This is a genomic window from Streptococcus mitis (genome assembly GCF_003942795.1).
In the GTDB taxonomy this organism is placed as follows: Bacteria; Bacillota; Bacilli; order Lactobacillales; family Streptococcaceae; genus Streptococcus; species Streptococcus mitis_BJ.
The window spans coordinates 1-21,824 of sequence record NZ_RJNY01000012.1 but is presented as its reverse complement, the minus strand read 5'-3'; the positions used below and the strand labels follow the sequence as shown (position 1 = coordinate 21,824).

Genomic DNA, 21,824 nt, shown 5'->3' with positions numbered 1-21,824 from the left:
CAGTCTAGATAATATTAAAGCGAGAGAGTAATATGTTATTTTGGATTTGTTTAATACCAACAATTATATTGGCTAATTTTGTTCTCCTGAAAGAGTAATTAAAGATACAGGGAATTGATTTGATTCAAGGGAGACGATTCCCAGTTGACGCAAGCTTTAAAAAACGATATAATAAGAAAGTTGAGAATTGATTTTCAGTTGTCTTAGTCCAGAGAAATGGCGGTGCTGCGAGCCATCTAAGCTAGGAAATCATGCTACTCAATCAGACAATTGCATAAGATTATGAGAATGACAAGTTCATTGAATGAAGGTGGTACCGCGGTTTTTCGCCCTTCGTGATGTGAGCTTGTCTTTTGATTTTTGGAGGTGTTTATGAAGACATTTCTCGTGAAACAAAAGTTTCGTCTTGGAGGCGAACGCTTCGATATCAAGGATGACAGAGGAGTAGTGAATTATCAGGTGGAGGGCTCTTTCTTCCAAATTCCTAAGACCTTTACCATCTATGACGCTTATGGTGAGCAAGTCAGTGAGATTAGTAAAGAATTTTTCACCTTGCTTCCTCGCTTTAATATCCAGTTACGAAACGGTTCAAATTTCGTCATTCGTAAGAAGTTGACCTTCTTTCGAGATAAGTATGAGTTTGATCATCTAGGGCTTCGTATAGAGGGCAATATCTGGGATTTGAATTTCAAATTGCTGGATGATCGTGATCAGCTTGTCGCCGAGATTCAAAAAGAAATTTTCCATCTGACCTCAACCTACACCGTAACCGTCTATGAAGACTCTTATGCAGATCTGGTCATTTCCCTCTGTGTCGCGATTGACTATGTGGAGATGCTGGAAAGCCAATCAAATTAAACAAGTAAATAAGGAGATATTATGAAACAACTATCTAGTGCTCAAGTTCGCCAAATGTGGCTAGATTTCTGGGCAAGCAAAGGTCACTCTGTAGAACCATCAGTGAGTTTGGTTCCTGTAAATGACCCAACTCTTTTATGGATTAACTCTGGGGTAGCAACCCTTAAGAAATACTTTGACGGGACTATCAAACCTGAAAATCCACGTATCACCAATGCGCAAAAAGCTATCCGTACCAACGACATCGAAAATGTCGGAAAAACGGCTCGCCACCATACCATGTTTGAAATGTTGGGGAACTTCTCTATCGGGGATTACTTCCGTGATGAAGCCATCACCTGGGCTTATGAACTCTTGACAAGCCCAGAATGGTTTGATTTTCCTAAAGACAAACTATATATGACCTACTATCCAGATGATAAAGATTCTTACAACCGCTGGATTGAAGTAGGAGTGGATCCAAGTCACTTGATCCCAATCGAAGATAACTTCTGGGAAATCGGTGCTGGACCTTCTGGACCAGATACAGAGATCTTCTTTGACCGTGGAAAAGCCTTTGACCCAGAAAATATCGGTATTCGCCTTCTTGCAGAAGATATCGAAAATGACCGTTATATCGAAATCTGGAATATTGTTTTGTCACAATTTAACGCGGATCCAGCTGTTCCTCGTAGCGAATACAAGGAATTGCCACACAAGAACATTGATACGGGCGCTGGTTTGGAGCGTTTGGTGGCAGTTATCCAAGGGGCGAAGACAAACTTTGAAACAGACCTCTTCATGCCGATTATCCGTGAAGTTGAGAAATTGTCAGGTAAGGTCTACGACCAAGATGGCGACAACATGAGTTTTAAGGTCATTGCGGACCATATTCGTTCTTTGTCATTTGCCATCGGTGATGGTGCCCTTCCTGGAAATGAAGGCCGTGGTTATGTCCTTCGTCGTCTCCTCCGTCGCGCTTCTATGCACGGTCAAAAATTGGGCATCAACGAGCCTTTCCTTTACAAACTCGTTCCAACTGTTGGAAAAATCATGGAAAGCTACTACCCAGAAGTGCTTGAAAAACGTGACTTTATCGAAAAAATCATCAAGAGCGAGGAAGAGTCATTTGCTCGAACCCTTCACTCAGGTCAACACTTTGCAGAAACCATTGTAGCTGATTTGAAAGAAAAAGGTCAAAATGTTATCGCTGGGCAAGATGTCTTCAAACTCTACGACACTTACGGCTTCCCAGTGGAATTGACAGAAGAAATCGCTAAAGAAGCTGGCATGACGGTAGACCGTGAAAGCTTTGAAGCAGCCATGAAAGAGCAGCAAGAACGTGCGCGTGCGTCAGCTGTCAAAGGTGGCTCTATGGGCATGCAAAATGAGACCCTTCAAAACATCACAGTGGAAAGTGTCTTTAACTACAATGCCAGCCAATTGCCTTCTAAGTTGGTGGCTATCGTAGTGGACAATGCTGAAGTAGAAGCTGTTTCTGAAGGGACTGCTTCCCTCATCTTCGCAGAGACTCCATTCTATGCTGAAATGGGTGGACAAGTAGCTGACCATGGTCAAATCTTGGACACTGCTGGAAACATCGTGGCTACTGTAACAGATGTTCAAAAAGCACCAAACGGCCAACCACTTCATACTGTTGAAGTCCACGCTCCGCTTGACTTGAACCAAGAATACACACTTAGCATCGACACCAACCGTCGTCTTCGTGTGATGAAGAACCACACAGCAACTCACTTACTTCACGCTGCCCTTCACAATATCCTTGGTAGCCATGCAACGCAAGCAGGATCACTTAACGAAGTCGAATTCCTCCGTTTTGACTTCACACACTTCCAAGCCGTAACTCCTGAAGAGTTGCGCGCCATTGAACAACAAGTCAATGAGAAAATTTGGGAAGCAATTGCAGTAGAAACTGTTGAGACAGATATTGACACTGCTAAAGAAATGGGAGCTATGGCCCTCTTTGGTGAGAAGTATGGTAAGGAAGTTCGTGTTGTTACGATTGGTGACTACTCAGTGGAACTTTGTGGTGGTACCCACGTAGGTAATACTTCTGAAATCGGTCTCTTCAAGATTGTCAAAGAAGAAGGGATTGGATCAGGAACTCGCCGTATCTTGGCAGTGACTGGTAAGGAAGCTTTTGAAGCCTACCGCGAACAAGAAGACGCTCTGAAAGCCGTCGCAGCAACCTTGAAAGCACCTCAACTCAAGGAAGTTCCTCATAAGGTTGAAGGTCTTCAAGAGCAACTCCGTCAACTTCAAAAAGAAAATGCTGAGTTGAAGGAAAAAGCCGCAGCTGCAGCCGCAGGTGATGTCTTCAAGGATGCGAAGGAAGTCAACGGCCACCGTTATATTGCTAGCCAAGTGTCTGTATCAGATGCCGGTGCCCTTCGTACCTTTGCGGACAAATGGAAACAAAAAGACTACTCTGATGTGCTTGTCCTAGTTGCCGCTATTGGTGACAAGGTCAATATCCTTGTTGCAAGCAAGACAAAAGATGTGCATGCAGGAAACCTTGTCAAAGAATTGGCTCCAATCGTTGATGGACGTGGTGGTGGTAAACCAGATATGGCCATGGCAGGAGGAAGCAACCAAGCTAAGATTCAGGAATTGCTGGATGCCGTAGCAGGTAAATTGTAAGACAATAAAGATCTATCCATTTGGGTAGGTCTTTTTGTGCATACAAAAAAGCCAAATCTGGTCGGATTTGGCTTGTANCTGATAGGTTTATTTTGCTGTCCAGACACTTACGGATCTAGCTGCTACTGGAAATTCTCCATAACCGTAAGCATCAATTGTGACTTGGTCTTGGTGATTTCCAAGTAAATCTACAAAGGTTTGGTTAGCCCATTCTTGACCAACAAACATAGACTTGCTATTTTCTTGGTCATTTGAAATCAAGACTGCGATTGGGGATTGATGTTCAACGCCTGAACGGACCCATCCAATACAGTTGGCATCGTCAAAGTAGTCTGTTTGCTCTCCATAGGCCCTGTCTTTTCGGATGGCTAGGAGACGATCAAGAACTTCTCTGAAATCTTGTTGAGCAAATTGCCCAGAAATACCGTAATAGTCTCCGTAAAAGACACATGGAAGCCCATCTTGGCGTAATAGAATAAGGGCATAGGCTGCTGGCTTAAACCATTCTTCGACGGTAGACTCAAGGGCTTGTCCTCGTTGAGTATCATGGTTGTCGACAAAGGTTACAGCCTTGTCAGGCTTGAGTTCAACCAAGCTATCAGTAAAGATAGTACGAAGGTCGTAGCTTGCTCTAGCCTGACTAGCTTCAAAGAGGTTTTGGTGGAGGCAAACATCGACAAGGTCAAAACGTTCCTCCGTTTTTTCGAGATAGTCTAGGTTGGCTTCTTTATCTGGATTCCAAAATTCACCAAAAACATAGAAATCTTGACCATATTTTTCCTTCATATCACGGATGAAATTGCGCATAAAGAAAGAGTCGATGTGTTTGACGGCATCTAAACGGAAACCAGCAATACCAGTCGTTTCCATGAACCAGTCAGCCCAGTCATAGATATTTTGGATGACTTCAGGATGCTTAAAGTCCAGGTCAGCATACATGAGGTAGTCGTAGTTGCCGTTTTCATTATCGACCAATTCCTCATTTGCCCAACCTTTATTGTCTCCCTGGATCAGGTAAATGCCAGACTTGCGGCGCTTGGCATCATAGTCTGTACCCGTGAAGTGGTACCAGTGCCAGTGGAAGTCATTGTAGGTATTTTGACGACCATCGAAAGTAAAGTGCGTCCAGCCATTGATAGTGAAGGGCTCGCTTAGTTGAACGGTACGATCCTCAGGATCCACTTCAATAACCTGAAAGGATTCCATGTGATCGGCTGCAGCCTTGTGATTGAGCACCACATCGGCCATAGGTCGAATTCCCTGAGCTTTTAAGGCTTGAATGGCTTGAAGATAGTCTTTTTTGAACCCATACTTGGTGCGGACAGTTCCTTTTTGGTGAAATTCACCTAGGTCAAATAGGTCATATATCCCATAGCCAACATCTTTTTCGTTGGTTGCCTTGAAGGCAGGTGGCATCCAGACATGGCTAATTCCCAGATGGGCTAGGTGCTCTGCATCATTTGTCAGTCGCATCCAGTGTTGGCCGTCGTGAGGCAGATACCACTCAAAGTATTGCATAAGTGTCTGATTTTGCATTGTTTTTCCTCTTGCTTATCAATGTTGTGTTTTATTCTACCATAAAGTTTAGCACTAGGCAAACGTTTGCGCAGTTTTCTATACTCATTTCTAGAATTGTCTATTTTTAAAGACACTATTTCCTTCCCATTGCTAGAGAAATAATGTTTAGGAGAAAAAATAAATTGAGTAAACTTATTTTAACAAAAATGGCACTTAGTAAACTAAAGTAAAAATGGATAAGCGGTTTCTTTTTTGAGAATTGTCATAAAATTTGCTATAATAGTAGCTATGAATAGAATTAGGGTCAGCAGACGTGTTGAAAAAAAGCTAGCTAAGGGTCTAGTTCTTTTGGAAGCAAGTGATTTAAGAGATATTGATCTGACGGATCAGGCAGTAGAAGTTCTTAGTCAAGACGGGAAGTTTTTAGGGAGTGCCTATCTTTCTCAACAGAACAAGGGAATCGGTTGGTTGGTCAGCAGGGAAAAGGTTAGCTTTAGTCAAATCTTCTTTGAATCTCTGTTTCGTAAGGCAAAGGAAGCTAGAATGCCTTATTATCAAGATGACTTGACCACTGCCTTTCGCCTTTTTAACCAAGAGGGGGATGGTTTTGGTGGCCTGACTATCGATCTCTACGGAGATTATGCTGTCTTTTCGTGGTACAACTCGTTTGTTTACCAGATTCGGAAGTTGATAGTAAAGGCTTTTAAGGAAGTTTTTCCTGAGGTCTTGGGAGCGTACGAAAAGATTCGTTTTAAAGGTCTAGATTACGAATCTGCCCATGTTTATGGTGAGGAAGCGCCAGACTATTTTACTGTTCTTGAGAATGGCGTGCTCTATCAAGTCTTTATGAATGATGGCTTGATGACAGGGATTTTCCTAGATCAGCACGAGGTTCGTAGGAGTTTGGTGGATGGTCTAGCCATGGGTAAATCCTTGCTCAATATGTTTTCCTATACGGCTGCCTTTTCAGTTGCTGCAGCTATGGGAGGCGCCAGTGAGACGACTTCTGTCGACTTGGCCAAACGATCGAGAGAGCTATCAGAAGCTCATTTTCAGGCAAATGGATTCAGTACGGACAATCACCGTTTTATCGTCATGGATGTCTTTGAATACTTCAAGTATGCTAAGCGAAAAGGATTGACCTATGATGTGATTGTCTTAGATCCGCCAAGCTTTGCACGGAATAAAAAACAAACATTTTCTGTGGCGAAGGACTATCACAAGCTGATTTCCCAGAGTCTAGAGATTTTAAATCCGGGAGGCATTATCATTGCTAGTACCAATGCTGCCAATGTTTCCCGCCAGAAATTTACAGAACAAATTGATAAAGGTTTTGCAGGAAGAAGGTATCAGATTTTAAACCAATATGGTCTTCCAGCAGACTTTGCCTATAATAAAAAAGATGAAAGCAGTAATTACCTCAAGGTGATTAGTATGAAGGTTAGTAAATGAAGTTAGTCGTCTCAGTAATGCCAAGAAGTTTAGAAGAAGCGCAAGAACTGGATGCCACTAGGTATAAAGATGCCGATATCATTGAGTGGCGTGCGGACTTTCTTGCAAAGGACGCTATTTTACAGGTAGCACCCGCTATTTTTGAGAAATTTGCAGGACGCGAACTGGTTTTTACACTTCGGACTCGCGCTGAGGGAGGAGAAATCGAACTTTCCTCAGAAGAGTATGTTCAAATCATCAAGGAAGTGGCGCAACTCTATCAACCAGACTATATTGATTTTGAGTACTACAGCTACAAGGACGTTTTTGAGGAAATGTTGGATTTTCCAAATCTAGTTTTGAGTTATCATAATTTCCAGGGGACACCTGAAAATATGATGGAAATCCTGTCTGAGTTGACCAGCCTCTCTCCAAAAGTGGTCAAGGTATCTGTCATGGCCCACACGGAGCAAGATGTTTTAGACTTGATGAACTACACACGAGGATTTAAAACACTCAATCCTGAGCAAGAGTACGTGACCATTTCCATGGGGAAAATGGGCAAGGTATCACGCATTACTTCAGATGTGACGGGTTCGAGTTGGTCATTTGCTAGTCTAGATGAAGCGAGTGCCCCAGGTCAGATCTCTCTATCAAACATGAAGAAAATCAGGGAGATTTTGGATGAAGCTTGATGGCTATACGCGTTTAGCTGCAGTTGTTGCAAATCCCATCAAACACTCTATTTCACCCTTCATCCATAATAGGGCCTTTGAGGCGACAGCTACCAATGGTGTCTATGTGGCTTGGGAGATTGAAGCAGGTGACTTGGCAGAAACAGTCGCCAATATTCGCCGTTACCAGATGTTTGGAATCAACCTGTCTATGCCTTACAAGGAACAAGTGATTCCTTATCTGGATGAGTTGAGTGATGAAGCTCGTTTGATTGGGGCGGTCAACACAGTTGTTAATCAAGACGGAACGTTAATTGGATATAATACAGATGGCAAGGGATTTTTTAAGAGCTTGCCTTCTTTTACAATCTCGGATAAGAAAATGACCATTCTGGGAGCAGGTGGTGCGGCCAAATCAATCTTGGCACAGGCTATTTTGGATGGCGTCAGTCAGATTTCAGTCTTTGTTCGTTCAGTTTCCATGGAAAAAACAAGACCTTATCTGACCAAGATACAGGAACAGACAGGATTTAAAGTAGACTTGTATGCTTTAGAAGATATTTCTGTCTTGCAGGAAAGGATTGCCGAGTCGGACCTGCTCGTCAATGCGACTAGTGTGGGAATGGATGGTCAGTCGTCCCCAGTTCCAGAAAGCATCAATTTGCCAGAGGCTCTCTTGGTCGCAGATATTATTTACCAACCCTTTGAAACGCCGTTTTTGAAATGGGCTAGAAGCCAGGGCAATCCAGCTGTCAATGGTCTGGGAATGTTGCTCTATCAAGCTGCTGAAGCTTTTCAATTGTGGACAGGTAAAGAAATGCCGACAGACGAGATTTGGCAGTCCTTAACAGAAAAATATAAATAGTGAAAAGGAGACCCTACTATGAAAATCAGAATCGATATTCCGCATCATCCTTATGATATTCAGATTGAAAAAGGTTGTCTAGCTCAGGCTGGTCAATGGTTGAAAGAACTCTGGCAACCTCAAAAAGTGGTTATCGTAACCGACAACCATGTAGCTTCTCTCTATGCAGAGAAGGTTAAGCTCAGCCTAGAAGATGCTGGTTTTCAGGTAGCTGTTTTTGATTTCTTAGAAGGGGAAGAAAGAAAGAATTTAACCACTGTTCAGAAAGTCTATGAGTTTCTAGTTAAGCAGGGGTTGACTCGTAGCGATGGAATCGTGGCTCTTGGTGGTGGTGTCGTTGGGGACCTAGCTGGTTTCGTAGCTTCTACCTATATGCGGGGTATTCACTTTGTTCAGATTCCGACTAGTTTGACAGCCCAGGTTGATTCTTCTATCGGTGGTAAGACAGGCGTCAACACTCCATTCGCTAAGAACATGGTGGGGACTTTTGCCCAACCTGACGGGGTTCTGATTGATCCGCTTGTCCTAGAAACACTCGGAAAAAGAGAGTTGATTGAAGGAATGGGTGAGGTCATCAAGTATGGCTTGATTGAGGACCCAGAACTATGGGCTCTCTTAACGGAGCTAGATGGTTCTGTTGAGAGCATGCTGGAACAAGCAGAGACTTTGATAGAACATTCTTGTCAGGTGAAGCGCAAGATGGTGGTTGAGGATGAGTTAGACAACGGTGTTCGCCTTTACCTCAATTTTGGCCACACTATTGGCCATGCTATTGAAGCAACGGCTGGTTATGGGAAAGTCATGCATGGAGAAGCTGTGGCTATGGGAATGGTGCAGATTTCCAAGGTTGCTGAGGGAAAAGGCCTTATGCCAGCTGGTATTACCCAATCTATCACAGAGATGTGCCAGAAATTTGGTTTGCCTGTTGACTATGAAAACTGGGATGTTGATAAACTTTATCAAGCTTTGACTCATGATAAGAAAGCGCGTGGGAACACCTTGAAATTGGTCTTGGTACCAGAGCTTGGTTCAGCGACCATTCACCCAGTTTCTCTGGAAGAGATGAAAGACTACTTGGTAAAATAAGGAGAACCTATGAGATATTTAACTGCAGGAGAATCACACGGTCCGCGTCTGACAGCTATCATCGAGGGAATTCCAGCTGGACTTCCTTTGACAGCTGAGGATATTAATGGGGACCTTAAACGTCGTCAGGGTGGATATGGTCGTGGTGGTCGTATGAAGATTGAGAGTGACCAGGTTGTCTTTACATCGGGCGTTCGTCACGGGAAAACGACAGGGGCTCCCATTACCATGGATGTCGTCAATAAAGACCACCAAAAATGGCTGGATATCATGTCTGCTGAGGACATTGAAGACCGCCTAAAAAGCAAACGGAAAATCACTCATCCTCGTCCAGGTCACGCCGACTTGGTTGGGGGCATCAAGTACCGTTTTGATGATTTGCGAAATTCTTTGGAGCGGTCATCTGCTCGTGAAACCACCATGCGAGTGGCAGTTGGGGCAGTAGCCAAACGTCTCTTAGCTGAGCTAGATATGGAGATTGCTAACCATGTCGTGGTCTTTGGTGGTAAGGAAATCGATATACCTGAAAATCTGACAGTTGCGGAGATTAAGGAACGAGCTGCCCAGTCTGAAGTTTCTATTGTCAACCAAGAACGGGAGCAAGAAATCAAGGACTATATTGACCAAATCAAACGTGACGGTGATACCATCGGTGGGGTTGTGGAGACAGTCGTCGGAGGCGTTCCAGTTGGCCTTGGCTCCTATGTCCAATGGGACAGAAAATTGGATGCGCGATTGGCCCAAGCCGTTGTTTCTATCAATGCCTTTAAAGGGGTGGAATTTGGTCTTGGATTTGAAGCTGGTTACCGCAAAGGCAGCCAAGTTATGGATGAAATTCTCTGGTCTAAAGAAGACGGCTATACTCGTCGTACCAATAATCTAGGTGGTTTCGAAGGTGGTATGACCAATGGGCAACCCATTGTTGTTCGTGGTGTTATGAAACCCATTCCCACTCTCTATAAACCACTCATGAGTGTGGATATCGAAACCCACGAACCTTACAAGGCAACCGTGGAGAGAAGTGATCCGACCGCTCTTCCAGCAGCAGGTGTGGTCATGGAAGCCGTTGTGGCAACGGTTCTGGCACAAGAAATCCTTGAAAAATTCTCATCTGACAATCTAGAGGAATTAAAAGAGGCAGTTACCAAGCACCGAGACTATACAAAGAACTATTAAGGAGTCCTTATGGCAAAAACCATCTATATCGCAGGTCTCGGTTTGATTGGTGCTTCGATGGCACTCGGTATCAAGCGTGATCATCCTGATTATGAAATTTTGGGTTATAATCGCAGTCAGGCTTCGAGAGACATTGCCTTGGAGCGAGGTATGATAGACCGTGCGACGGATGATTTTGCCAGTTTCGCGCCCCTAGCAGATGTCATCATTCTGACCTTGCCAATCAAACAGACCATTGCTTTTATTAAGGAGTTGGCAGGTTTGAACTTGAAAGAAGGCGTCATTATTTCAGATGCGGGCTCTACCAAGGCTGCCATTGTGGAAGTTGCTGAGGAATACTTGGCTGGCAAGTCAATTCGTTTTGTCGGGGCTCATCCCATGGCTGGTAGCCACAAGACAGGAGCTGCCTCGGCAGATGTCAATCTCTTTGAAAATGCCTACTATATCTTTACTCCATCGAGCCTGACAAGTCCTGACACACTTGAGGAAATGAAGGATCTGCTTTCAGGCCTTCATGCTCGTTTTATCGAGATTGATGCCAAGGAGCATGATCGAGTGACTTCACAGATTAGCCATTTTCCCCATATCTTGGCATCAGGTCTCATGGAGCAAACAGCTGTCTATGCTCAAGAACATGAGATGACAAGGCGCTTTGCGGCGGGTGGTTTTCGAGATATGACTCGAATTGCAGAGAGTGAACCAGGTATGTGGACTTCTATTCTTTTGTCCAATCGCGAGACCATCCTAGAGCGGATTGAGGATTTCAAGGAACGCTTAGATGGGATTGGTCAGGCTATTAGCAAGGGGGAAGAAGAGCAGATTTGGAACTTTTTCAACCAAGCGCGTGAGCAACGTCAGGCCATGGAAATCCATAAGCGTGGTGGAGTGGACAGTTCTTATGACCTCTATGTCGATGTTCCCGATGAAGAAGATGTTATCTTGCGGATTTTGGAACTGCTACGAGGAACTTCCTTGGTCAACATCCACATCAACGAAGAAAACCGTGAGGATATTCACGGGATTCTACAAATTTCCTTTAAAAATGCTCAAGATTTAGAACGAGCTGAGCGCTTAATTTCAGAAAATACGGACTACACAGTCGTCATCAAATAAGGAGAAAATCATGTCAAATATTTACGATAGTGCAAATGAACTTAGTCGCGGGTTACGCGAATTACCAGAATACAAGGCGGTTAAGACAGCAAAAGATGCCATCCAAGCTGATGAACAAGCTAGCAAGATTTTTGCAGACTATATCGCCTTCCAGCAAGAAATCCAAGTCATGGCGCAAACGGGGAAAATGCCAGACGCCTCTTTCCAAGAAAAGATGCAGTCCTTCAGCAAGCAAATCCAAGAGAACGCTCTTTTGTCAGATTTCTTTGCCAAACAGCAACAATTGTCCATTTACCTTTCGGACATTGAAAAAATTGTCTTTGAACCTGTTTCAGAATTATTGAAATAGTATTTTATCTGTATAAAAGCCAGAAATTTCAGGAATTTCTGGCTTTTTTGTGATAAAATAAGAAAAGTATTGCAAGTATGAGGTCAACTATGAAACTAAAAACAAACATTCGCCACTTACATGGCAGTATCCGGGTACCAGGTGACAAATCTATCAGCCACCGTTCGATTATTTTTGGAAGTTTGGCTGAGGGCGAGACTAAGGTTTATGATATTCTGCGTGGAGAGGATGTGCTCTCAACCATGCAGGTTTTTCGTGACCTTGGTGTTAAAATTGAGGATAAAGATGGGGTTATTACCATTCAAGGGGTTGGAATGGATGGCTTAAAAGCTCCGAAAAACGCCTTGGATATGGGGAATTCTGGCACCTCGATTCGCCTGATCTCAGGTGTCCTTGCTGGTGCAGACTTCGAAGCAGAGATGTTTGGAGATGATAGTCTTTCTAAACGCCCTATGGACCGTGTGACGATTCCTCTAAAAAAAATGGGCGTTAGCATTTCAGGGCAAACTGAGCGAGACCTGCCTCCTCTTCGCCTAAAAGGGACGAAAAAACTAACACCTATACACTATGAGTTGCCAATCGCCTCTGCTCAGGTCAAGTCTGCCTTGATATTTGCAGCCTTGCAGGCTCAGGGGGAGTCCGTTATTCTCGAGAAAGAATGTACTCGTAACCACACCGAAGATATGCTTCAGCAATTTGGTGGTCATTTAAGTGTGGATGGCAAGAAAATCACAGTTCAAGGACCACAAAAACTGATCGGACAAAAGGTGATCGTGCCAGGAGATATTTCCAGTGCAGCCTTTTGGTTGGTCGCTGGTTTGATTGTTCCAAACTCTCGTGTAGTACTGCAGAATGTGGGCATTAACGAAACGCGTACTGGTATCATTGATGTCATTCGCGCCATGGGTGGAAAACTAGAAATAACTGAAATCGATTCAGTCGCAAAATCTGCAACCCTAACTGTCGAGTCTTCAGACCTCAAAGGAACGGAGATTGGTGGAGCCTTGATTCCACGTTTGATTGATGAATTGCCCATTATTGCCCTTCTTGCCACCCAAGCAGAAGGAGTGACGGTTATCAAGGATGCTGAAGAACTCAAGGTCAAGGAAACCGACCGCATTCAGGTGGTGGCAGATGCTTTAAATAGCATGGGGGCGGATATCACTCCTACAGCAGATGGGATGATTATCAAAGGGAAATCATCCCTTCATGGTGCGAGAGTCAATACGTTTGGTGACCATCGTATCGGAATGATGACAGCCATCGCAGCCCTCTTGGTTGCAGATGGAGAAGTGGAACTTGACCGTGCAGAAGCCATCAATACCAGCTATCCTAGCTTCTTTGATGATTTGGAGAGCTTGATTCATGGCTAAGGTATTACTCGGATTTATGGGTGCTGGCAAGTCGACAATCGCTAGAGGATTGAACCCAGACTACATTGATATGGACGCCTTAATCAAGGAACGTTTGGGCATGTCCATTGCGAATTTTTTCGCTGAAAAGGGAGAAGAGGCCTTTCGTCAAGTAGAGTCTGAAGTCCTAGCTGAGTTATTAGAAACAAATCAAGTTGTGTCAACTGGCGGAGGAGTTGTCATTTCTCAGAGAAATCGCGACTTGCTCAAACAAAATGCTGATAACATCTATCTAAAAGCAGATTTTGAAACCCTCTACCAACGTATCGCAGCTGATAAGGACAATCAGCGCCCGCTTTTTCTCAACAAAAGTAAAGAAGAACTAGCCAGTATTTTTCATGAAAGACAAGCTTGGTATGAGGAAGTAGCCAGTCGGATTTTAGATGTGACCAAGTTAAGCCCAGAGGAAATTATAGAGGAACTAAGATGAAAATTGCCTATCTAGGTCCTAAGGGATCTTTTTCGCATCATGTTGTGCAGACAGCTTTTCCTCATGAGGAATTGCAGGCTTTTGCTAATATCACAGATGTTATCAAGGCCTATGAACAGGGCTTAGTGGACTATTCTGTGGTGCCAGTTGAAAATTCTATCGAGGGTAGTGTTCATGAAACCTTGGATTACCTTTTTCATCAGGCTCGTATCCAAGCAGTTGCAGAAATCGTCCAGCCTATTCACCAGCAGTTGATGGTGGTTCCAAGTCAGTCAAAAATTGAAAAGATCTTTTCTCATCCTCAGGCTCTAGCTCAAGGAAAGAGGTTCATTGATGCACACTATCCAGATGCTAAAATAGAGGTAACCGCTAGTACTGCCTATGCAGCTCGCTTTATTTCAGAGCATCCAGACCAGCCATACGCAGCCATTGCACCAAGAAGTTCTGCCGAAGAATATGGATTGGAATTAATTGCAGAGGATATTCAGGAGATGGAAGCCAATTTCACACGTTTTTGGGTGTTAGGGGCAGAGATACCGAAGATTCCTTTGAACTCACAAGCTGAAAAAATGAGTTTGGCCTTGACCTTACCAGACAACCTACCTGGTGCTCTTTACAAGGCACTTTCGACCTTTGCTTGGAGAGGGATTGACTTAACAAAGATTGAAAGTCGCCCCCTTAAAACAGCCTTGGGAGAATACTTTTTCATTATCGATGTAGACTATAGTGACAAAGAACTGGTTTATTTTGCCAGACAAGAACTAGAGGCCATTGGGATCCAGCACAAGATACTGGGAACCTACCCGATTTTTACCATAACTGATATAGAAAAGGAGAGTCAATGAGCAAAGAAAATCCTTTAAGTCATCACGAGCAGTTACGTTATGACTATCTCTTCAAAAATATTCATTACCTCAACGAACGTGAACGGAGGGAGTTTGACTATCTGCAACAGAAGATGGCAGGTCCCAAGTCTGAAGTTCATCATTTCCAACAAGAAGAGAAAGAAGAATTTTGGGGTAGAGATATTGATCTTCCGACTTATGGCAGTAGAAGCCGGTCTAAGAAACGTGAAAAGGTAGCTCCTCAACCTAAAGTCAAAAAGAAAAAGAGAAGAATTCGCTTCAAACGAATACTGACTTGGTTCTTGCTGTTGATTACATGTGTAGTTGTAGGTATGATTTTTATGTTTCTTCGAGGGTTCCAGTCAGCAGCCAATCCAACAAATAAGCCAGCTGACGCCAAGGCAGCTCAAGTAGAGGTCTTTAACGGTCAGGATACCAAAGACGGTGTGAATATCCTAGTCATGGGGACAGATGGCCGTATCGGTCAAAATAGTGCAGAAACCCGTACCGACACAATCATGGTACTGAATGTCAGTGGATCGGATAAGAAGATCAAACTAGTCAGCTTTATGCGTGACAACTTGGTTTATATCGACGGGTACAGTAAGATTGTAAATGGCCAGAAACAGACGGATAACAAACTAAACGTTGCTTATGAACTTGGGGAACAAGAAGGGCAAAAAGGGGCTGAAATGGTCCGCAAGGTTCTAAAAGACAACTTTGACTTGGATATTAAGTACTATGCCCTAGTTGACTTCCAGGCCTTTGCAACAGCTATTGATACCCTCTTCCCTGGCGGAGTAACGATTGATGCTCAATTCTCAACATTGAATGGTCAACCTCTGACAGAAGCCACAGTTGGAGACGACCTTCATGCAACAGAGACTGAGTCACCAACCCAAACCATCAAGGTTGGAAAGCAGCAGATGAATGGATCCACCTTGCTGAACTACGCTCGCTTCCGTGATGATGATGAGGGAGACTATGGCCGTACCAAACGTCAGCAACAAGTCATGTCGGCTGTTCTTGAGCAAATCAAAGATCCAACCAAACTCTTTACAGGATCTGAGGCACTTGGAAAAGTCTTTGCGATGACTTCAACAAATCTACCATATAGCTTCTTGTTGACCAATGGTTTATCTGTCATAGAAGGCGCTCAGAATGGTATCGAAAGATTAACTGTTCCCGAACTTGGTGACTGGGTAGACGCTTATGATGTCTATGGTGGGCAAGGTCTTCTAGTCGATCAAAATAAATACCAGACCAAACTCGCCCAAATGGGAATGAGATAGAATACTATAAAAAAATCAAAGTTTGAATCACTAGTGAAAAAGTGGTTTAGGCTTTGATTTTTCTTAGTATCTGATGGATTTTTAGGGCTTCTTTATGGTATAATAAAACGATATAACTCGTTATTGGACAGAAGAGGAGAGACATGAGTGATTTGAAAGCGATTCAGGCTCGTAGTCTGGAAATGGCTGAATATTTCGTCGCATTTTGTAAAGAACATGATTTGTTGTGCTATCTCTGTGGTGGAGGAGCTATTGGTGCCCTTCGTAACAAGGGCTTTATTCCTTGGGATGATGACCTAGACTTTTTCATGCCTCGCAAGGACTATGAAAAATTAGTTGAACTATGGCCTCGTTATGCAGATGAGCGTTATTTCTTGTCAAAGAGTAACAAAGATTTTGTAGACCGTAACCTTTTTATTACCATTCGTGACAAGGAAACCACTTGTATCAAGCCTTATCAGAAGGATTTGGATTTACCACACGGTTTGGCCTTGGATGTTTTGCCTTTGGATTATTATCCTAAAAATCCAGCTGAGCGTAAGAAACAGGTTCGTTGGGCCTTGATTTATTCACTCTTTTGCGCCCAAACTATCCCAGAAAAGCATGGTGCCATCATGAAATGGGGAAGTCGCATCTTACTCGGCCTAACTCCAAAATATCTACGTTATCGCATTTGGAAAAAAGCTGAAAAAGAAATGACCAAGTATAGTCTGGCTGAGAGCGATGGAATTACGGAATTATGCTCAGGTCCCGGCTACATGCGAAACAAATACCCAATCGCATCCTTTGAAGACAATCTTTTCTTACCATTTGAAGGAACAGAGATGCCCATACCAGTTGGCTATGATGCCTATCTCAGCACTGCTTTTGGGGACTATTTGACACCACCACCAGCGGACAAGCAAGTACCGCATCATGACGCCATTATAGCAGACATGGACAAGAGCTATACAGAGTACAAGGGAGAATATGGAGCATGATGGGAGAAAAAATAAGCGTTATCGTTCCAGTCTACAATGTAGAAGCCTATCTGGAGCGATGTGTGGAGTCGATTCTTCAACAGACTTATGCCCATTTTGAGTTAATCCTAATCAACGATGGTTCTACTGATTCTAGTGGACAGATCTGTGATCACTTAGCATCTCAGTATGAGAATATCAAGGTTTATCATATCGAAAATGCTGGTGTTTCAAATGCTAGAAATATGGGAATTCAGCTAGCGACGGGTTCTTGGGTTACCTTTATTGATAGCGATGATTTCGTTACCCAAGATTACCTAGCTACTTTAGCAAGTGCAGTTGAAGGGTTGAATGTAGGCTTTGTAATTGCTCCTCTGCACCATATCAAAAACGGCATTGTAACAGACTTACCTCCACATTCTGGAAAAACAGAACTCTGGTCAACAGAAGAAACCATGAAGGAACTGCTGATGACTACCAGAACATCATTTTTTCCAGTCGCAAAACTGTTTAAGAGAGACCTGCTTGCGGATGAAAAGTTTAATACCAATTATCACCTAGCTGAAGATGCTCTATTTTTAACTGAATTGCTACTAAAGACAAGATGCAGTTGCGTATTTATTGACAAACCTGTTTATTATTATGATCATCGTGGGGGAAGTGCAACGACATCTGTTAATCGATATGTATTTGACACAATAGAAGTTTATAAGCAAATAATTGCTCAAGTTTCACAAGCCTTTCCTAATTTGAAATACGAATTAAAAAATAGAGAATGTTGGTCGTACATCACAGTTTACGATAAAATTATCTTTACTTCACGTGAAGAGTATCAAAAGGAGAAAGCCGAGCTGAGAACTTGGATTGTTCAGCACCGACGTGAAATATGGAAGGATGCTTATTTCACTACTTTTCGCAAGGTAGCGATCCTTTTACTTGTCATTTCTCCATGGCTATATAAGAAAATTGTTGGATTAAAAAACTAATATCATGAGAAGGAGTTGAAAATGAATTTTTCAAAAATGGATGAATACTTTGAAAAATCAAAACTATGGATTGCGTATCTATTTGTTTTCATTTCGATTTTAAGTATGAGTTCACTGGTTTATAAGATAGCAAATCCCCTCTACAAGGGATTATCAGCGATTGTAGTGCTTTATATTTGCTATACCTTATTGTTTAAGCGGAAAGAAATCACAGCAGATCGCAAATTTCTATCCTTATTTGGACTCTTAGCTGGAAGTCATCTGCTATCAGCTATTTTCAATCGCTCTGGACATCTGATTGGAAATGTGATTGAAATTCTCTTCATGGTAACCTATGTTTTATTATTTACCATGTTACAATCAGGGCAACTTAAAAAATTATTTGACTGGATTGCCTATACGGTTCAAATTGTATCTTTTTCTTCAGCAATTTTTGCGTTTGGTTTATTGATAAGTAGAGTCCTCATCCTATTTAAGATTGGTGAACAATCTTATTACTATGGTGTCATGAACGGCCGTCTGTGGGGGATTGTCAATCCAAATGCTAGTGCAATATTTTCATACATTAGCATTATTTTGGCTATGTATTTGATTCATAAAGGAAGTAAATATTCTGTTTATCTTAAACTGAACAATGTGATTCAATTAGTTTACTTCGCTACGATGCAAAGTCGAGGAGCCTTACTTTCTTTACTTCTTATGATTGGACTCTATAGTTTCTTTGCTACTAGAGGAAGTATCGTTAAACGATTCCTCACTTTTATAGTTGCTGGTTTGCTGATTACTGCAACTAATATTGGATTAAGCTATGCAACTTCAATTTATATCTTATCTGAAACAGCGACTGTCTTAGATTTAAACAAAGGACAATCCTATGCTGAAACAGATTCGTCTGTCACTAAGAAGAACGGTGAACTCCATCTGATCGAAACAACACCAAGTGGTAGAACCTATATTTGGAAAAATGCCATCAAGATGGGAAGTACGAAACCAATTTTTGGTTATGGTGTACGAAATGTTCCAGATTACTATACAGAATATTTCAGTAAATTTGAGATTCAAAACTCCCTTATCGGTGGGAATTTCCATAACATTTTTGTGACCATATTTGTCAGTTCGGGAGTTCTAGGTTTGGTATCCTTCCTTCTTGTACTGGCTTATGTCATCAAGCGCTTTTTAACGTATTTGATTGTTTCCAAGAAAAATACTGATAAATTGATCATGATCCTTTTCTTCGGTATCTTGTTTGGTCAATTATTTGAAAGTCAGATTATGTATTCAACCAACTTTATTAATATCATCTTCTGGCTAGCGATTGGCTATGGACTCGTAGTCTGCAAACGGGATGAAGGAGTTCGGTACCAAGAAGTAACAGATGTCAATGAAATTCAAGAGATGGAACTTGGAATCATGGAGTATATTCATGAAGTTTGTCAGAAAATTGGGGTTAAGTATTTCTTAGCATATGGAAGTCTAATTGGTGCTGTTCGCCATCAAGGATTTATCCCTTGGGATGATGACATGGATATCTGCATGTTACGAGAAGATTATGAAAAATTGCAAGACTACCTTATCGCTAACCCTGATGAACGTTACGAGGTCATGTCTTATAAAAACAATCTCAACTATGTCTATCCCTTCATGAAAGTGCAGGATAACCATACCTACTTGCTCGAAGAAGATGTACGAATTGATTCAAATATGGGAATCTATGTGGATATTTTCCCTGTAGATGGCTACGAGGATGACGTAGAATTTAAAAACAAGATGACGAAACTGATAAAGAAACGTCAATTGAGTTGCTACACCTTTAAAGGCATTACCAATACGAAAAGTGTACTGAATTCACTGCTACGCTATGTGTCAGTTATTATTTTCTATTTCACCAATACGAACAAATACGTTGCCCAGATTGAAGAACTTGCAAAATCCCGTAAAGTCTCAGATTATGAGCAAGTGGATTATCTTATCTACAAGGATATGAACAAACCAGTGTGGAGACGTGAATGGCTGGAACAAGTTACTACTGGAACATTTGAAGGTAAGGAATTTACCATTCCAAAACACTACCATGAAATTTTGACCTCAGACTACGGAGACTATATGCAATTGCCACCGGTTGAACAAAGAGTATCTCATCATGATTTTAAATTATGGAAGATTGTTAAAAGGTCTAAATGACGGGATTGAAATTAAGAAACGTTTAAAAATATAGTCAAATTTAGGAGAATAAAACCTATGTCTGAAAGAACTTTAACTCTTGAAGAAATCAAGCAAGTAGAATTGGATATTTTAAAGTATCTACATGAGCTTTGTGAACAACATCAAATCAAATACTTTATTGATTTTGGAACCTTACTAGGAGCTGTACGCCATAAAGGATTCATCCCTTGGGATGATGATACAGATATTTCCTTAGCGCGTGATGAATTTGAAAAACTGTATAAGGTTTTACAAAATGAAAATCATCCCTACTATAAATTGATTTCATTCAGAGAAACAAAGGGATATCCATACAGTTATATGAGAGTCTATGATGTAAGGACACGTCGAGATGCTAACCTCGTAGACCCAACGGTCGTATTGGGAACTTGCGTTGACATTTTTCCATATGATGGTGTCGTAACACAGGAAAGTGACCGTAAGAAAATGAAACTCTACAAATATTTCGTTCGCCTTTCTTCTTTGAATTTTAAAGGGATCAAGTCTGAGAATGGTGGACTTAAAAACCTCCCTCGTTATATGGGATCAGCTATTTTCCGCTTAACTTCTCCACAGCTATGGAATCAAAAATTAGAGAGTCTTGCTTTGAAGTATAGTGTAGATCAAGCAACAGATCTTACTTGTACTATCTATGACCCTTATTATCCAAATGGTATAAAAAAAGAATGGCTCTATGATTTGATTGATATGCCTTATGAAAACATTGTGGTCAAGGTTCCGAGAAGGTACCATGAAGTACTTGTCTACGAATTTGGAGAAAACTATATGACTCCACCCCCTATTGAGCAGCAAGTCCCAGGAGGGGATAAAAACTACTGGATTGATTAGATTAGTAAAAGTTGCTTATTGTTAAGATAAAGGAGTTTTCAAGATGAAAAATAAATGGTTATTAAAATCAGTTAGATATAGTGTTCTCGCATTCTTTCTATTACTGATTCAGTTATCGCAAGGAGTAGATGCAGATACTATCTCTGCAGGTTCGGGCAATCGTATCCATTTCATAAATACTAAAGCAAAATCTGGAAGTGATGCCATCCTTCTGGAAAGTAATGGTCATTATGCTTTGATTGATATGGGAGAAGACTATGATTTCCCTGATGGGAGTGACCCACGCTATCCAAGCCGCTGGGGAATTTCCATGAGAAATAATCAAGTATTGGAAGATCGCTTGATTCGCCACCTGGATCAAATAGGTGTAAAAAAATTAGATTTTATTCTAGGAACTCATGTCCATAGTGACCATATTGGTGGAGCGGATGAAATACTCAATCGATATCAAGTCGGTAAGTTTTATTTGAAAAAATATTCAGATGATCGGATCACCTCACACTGGGGACTTTGGGATAATCTTTTTAATTATGATAATGCTTTGAGAGCGGCTCAAAAACGAGGGGTTACTCTTATTCAGAATATTACAGATGAGGATAGTCACTTTAAATTAGGTGATATGGATATCCAACTCTATAACTATAAGAATGAATATGATGCTGATGGGAATCTGAAAAAAGTTCGAGATGATAACTCCAACTCCATTGTTTCAGTAGTGACTGTGGCAGGAAAGAGAATCTATCTTGGTGGAGATTTGGATAATGCCGAAGGAGCAGAAGATAAGTTAGGTCCAGTTATCGGCAAGGTTGATATGATGAAATGGAACCATCATTATGATGCGACAATTTCAAATACGATTAATTTCCTTGAAAACTTATCACCAAAAATGATTATTCAGACAACTGGTGGAGATATTAATGTTGCTTCAACCAGAGAATACCTTCAGAAGAAAAATATTCAGGTTTTTCATGCTGCGAGCCAAACTCAAGATGCTACCGTTTTTGATATTAGCGATAAAGGATTTGCTAATGTTTCAAATACCTTCCCTGATATCCCTGTAGTTGACGAAAAATGGTATCAAGAAGATGGTTATTGGAAATATCGTTTGACTGACGGAGAAATGGCTATCGGCTGGAGAG

General features: G+C 41.8%; 19 protein-coding genes. 18 read left to right on the top strand and 1 reads right to left on the bottom strand.

Translation table 11 applies throughout. The annotated features are described in order from the left end of the window. The first annotated feature begins 372 nt into the window (after positions 1 to 372). Together D8847_RS06435 and alaS are read left to right on the top strand one after the other, a co-directional pair. On the top strand, positions 373 to 858 hold the full coding sequence (locus D8847_RS06435; protein ID WP_125841029.1) for an LURP-one-related/scramblase family protein: 486 nt from the start codon (positions 373 to 375) through the stop codon (positions 856 to 858). Positions 859 to 879: 21 nt separating this feature from the next. Next, positions 880 to 3,498 carry an alanine--tRNA ligase gene (gene alaS / locus D8847_RS06430; RefSeq protein ID WP_125841028.1) on the top strand — a complete coding sequence of 873 codons (2,619 nt, stop codon included), beginning with the start codon at positions 880 to 882 and terminating at the stop codon, positions 3,496 to 3,498. Positions 3,499 to 3,585: 87 nt separating this feature from the next. On the opposite strand, the gene D8847_RS06425 is transcribed toward alaS, so the two are convergent. Continuing rightward, a complete protein-coding gene (locus D8847_RS06425) occupies positions 3,586 to 5,034 on the bottom strand; it encodes an alpha-amylase (protein ID WP_125841027.1) in 1,449 nt (482 codons plus the stop codon). A gap of 270 nt (positions 5,035 to 5,304) precedes the next feature. Between D8847_RS06425 and D8847_RS06420 the strand changes: the two genes are divergently transcribed. From D8847_RS06420 to D8847_RS06345, 16 genes are all read left to right on the top strand, one after another. Next, positions 5,305 to 6,468 (top strand): class I SAM-dependent rRNA methyltransferase, encoded by a 1,164-nt coding sequence (locus D8847_RS06420; RefSeq protein ID WP_185757931.1) that lies wholly within the window; start codon positions 5,305 to 5,307, stop codon positions 6,466 to 6,468. After that, on the top strand, positions 6,465 to 7,142 hold the full coding sequence (aroD, locus tag D8847_RS06415; RefSeq protein WP_125841026.1) for a type I 3-dehydroquinate dehydratase: 678 nt from the start codon (positions 6,465 to 6,467) through the stop codon (positions 7,140 to 7,142). The genes D8847_RS06420 and aroD overlap by 4 nt, the downstream gene beginning before the upstream one ends. Then, positions 7,132 to 7,986: a shikimate dehydrogenase gene (locus tag D8847_RS06410; protein ID WP_125841025.1), complete on the top strand. Its 855-nt coding sequence runs from the start codon at positions 7,132 to 7,134 to the stop codon at positions 7,984 to 7,986. Before aroD ends, D8847_RS06410 begins: the two co-directional genes overlap by 11 nt. 18 nt (positions 7,987 to 8,004) lie before the next feature. Then, positions 8,005 to 9,072 carry a 3-dehydroquinate synthase gene (aroB, locus tag D8847_RS06405; RefSeq protein WP_125841024.1) on the top strand — a complete coding sequence of 356 codons (1,068 nt, stop codon included), beginning with the start codon at positions 8,005 to 8,007 and terminating at the stop codon, positions 9,070 to 9,072. Positions 9,073 to 9,081: 9 nt separating this feature from the next. Next, on the top strand, positions 9,082 to 10,248 hold the full coding sequence (gene aroC / locus D8847_RS06400; protein ID WP_125841023.1) for a chorismate synthase: 1,167 nt from the start codon (positions 9,082 to 9,084) through the stop codon (positions 10,246 to 10,248). 9 nt (positions 10,249 to 10,257) lie between these two features. Next, complete coding sequence (locus D8847_RS06395) at positions 10,258 to 11,361, top strand: prephenate dehydrogenase (protein ID WP_125841022.1); 1,104 nt, start codon at positions 10,258 to 10,260, stop codon at positions 11,359 to 11,361. A gap of 10 nt (positions 11,362 to 11,371) precedes the next feature. Beyond that, on the top strand, positions 11,372 to 11,710 hold the full coding sequence (locus D8847_RS06390) for a YlbF/YmcA family competence regulator (protein ID WP_000065983.1): 339 nt from the start codon (positions 11,372 to 11,374) through the stop codon (positions 11,708 to 11,710). Between the two features lie 89 nt (positions 11,711 to 11,799). Further along, positions 11,800 to 13,083, top strand: coding sequence for a 3-phosphoshikimate 1-carboxyvinyltransferase (aroA, locus tag D8847_RS06385; RefSeq protein WP_125841021.1), 1,284 nt, complete (start codon positions 11,800 to 11,802; stop codon positions 13,081 to 13,083). Next, complete coding sequence (locus tag D8847_RS06380) at positions 13,076 to 13,552, top strand: shikimate kinase (RefSeq protein ID WP_125841020.1); 477 nt, start codon at positions 13,076 to 13,078, stop codon at positions 13,550 to 13,552. The genes aroA and D8847_RS06380 overlap by 8 nt, the downstream gene beginning before the upstream one ends. Further along, entirely contained in the window at positions 13,549 to 14,397 is an 849-nt protein-coding gene (pheA, locus tag D8847_RS06375) for a prephenate dehydratase (protein ID WP_125841019.1), read from the top strand. The genes D8847_RS06380 and pheA overlap by 4 nt, the downstream gene beginning before the upstream one ends. After that, positions 14,394 to 15,689 (top strand): LCP family protein, encoded by a 1,296-nt coding sequence (locus tag D8847_RS06370; RefSeq protein ID WP_125841018.1) that lies wholly within the window; start codon positions 14,394 to 14,396, stop codon positions 15,687 to 15,689. The genes pheA and D8847_RS06370 overlap by 4 nt, the downstream gene beginning before the upstream one ends. Before the next feature lie 143 nt (positions 15,690 to 15,832). Then, the gene (locus D8847_RS06365) at positions 15,833 to 16,669 is read left to right on the top strand and encodes a LicD family protein (RefSeq protein WP_125841017.1); all 837 of its coding nucleotides are present in this window, start codon (positions 15,833 to 15,835) and stop codon (positions 16,667 to 16,669) included. After that, the gene (locus D8847_RS06360) at positions 16,666 to 17,634 is read left to right on the top strand and encodes a glycosyltransferase family 2 protein (RefSeq protein WP_125841016.1); all 969 of its coding nucleotides are present in this window, start codon (positions 16,666 to 16,668) and stop codon (positions 17,632 to 17,634) included. The genes D8847_RS06365 and D8847_RS06360 overlap by 4 nt, the downstream gene beginning before the upstream one ends. Before the next feature lie 21 nt (positions 17,635 to 17,655). Then, positions 17,656 to 19,815 (top strand): LicD family protein, encoded by a 2,160-nt coding sequence (locus tag D8847_RS06355; RefSeq protein ID WP_125841015.1) that lies wholly within the window; start codon positions 17,656 to 17,658, stop codon positions 19,813 to 19,815. A 57-nt stretch (positions 19,816 to 19,872) separates the two neighbouring features. Next, positions 19,873 to 20,685: a LicD family protein gene (locus tag D8847_RS06350; protein ID WP_084853419.1), complete on the top strand. Its 813-nt coding sequence runs from the start codon at positions 19,873 to 19,875 to the stop codon at positions 20,683 to 20,685. Between the two features lie 43 nt (positions 20,686 to 20,728). Next, a partial coding sequence (locus tag D8847_RS06345; RefSeq protein WP_125841014.1) for an MBL fold metallo-hydrolase occupies positions 20,729 to 21,824 on the top strand: 1,096 nt, incomplete at its 3' end.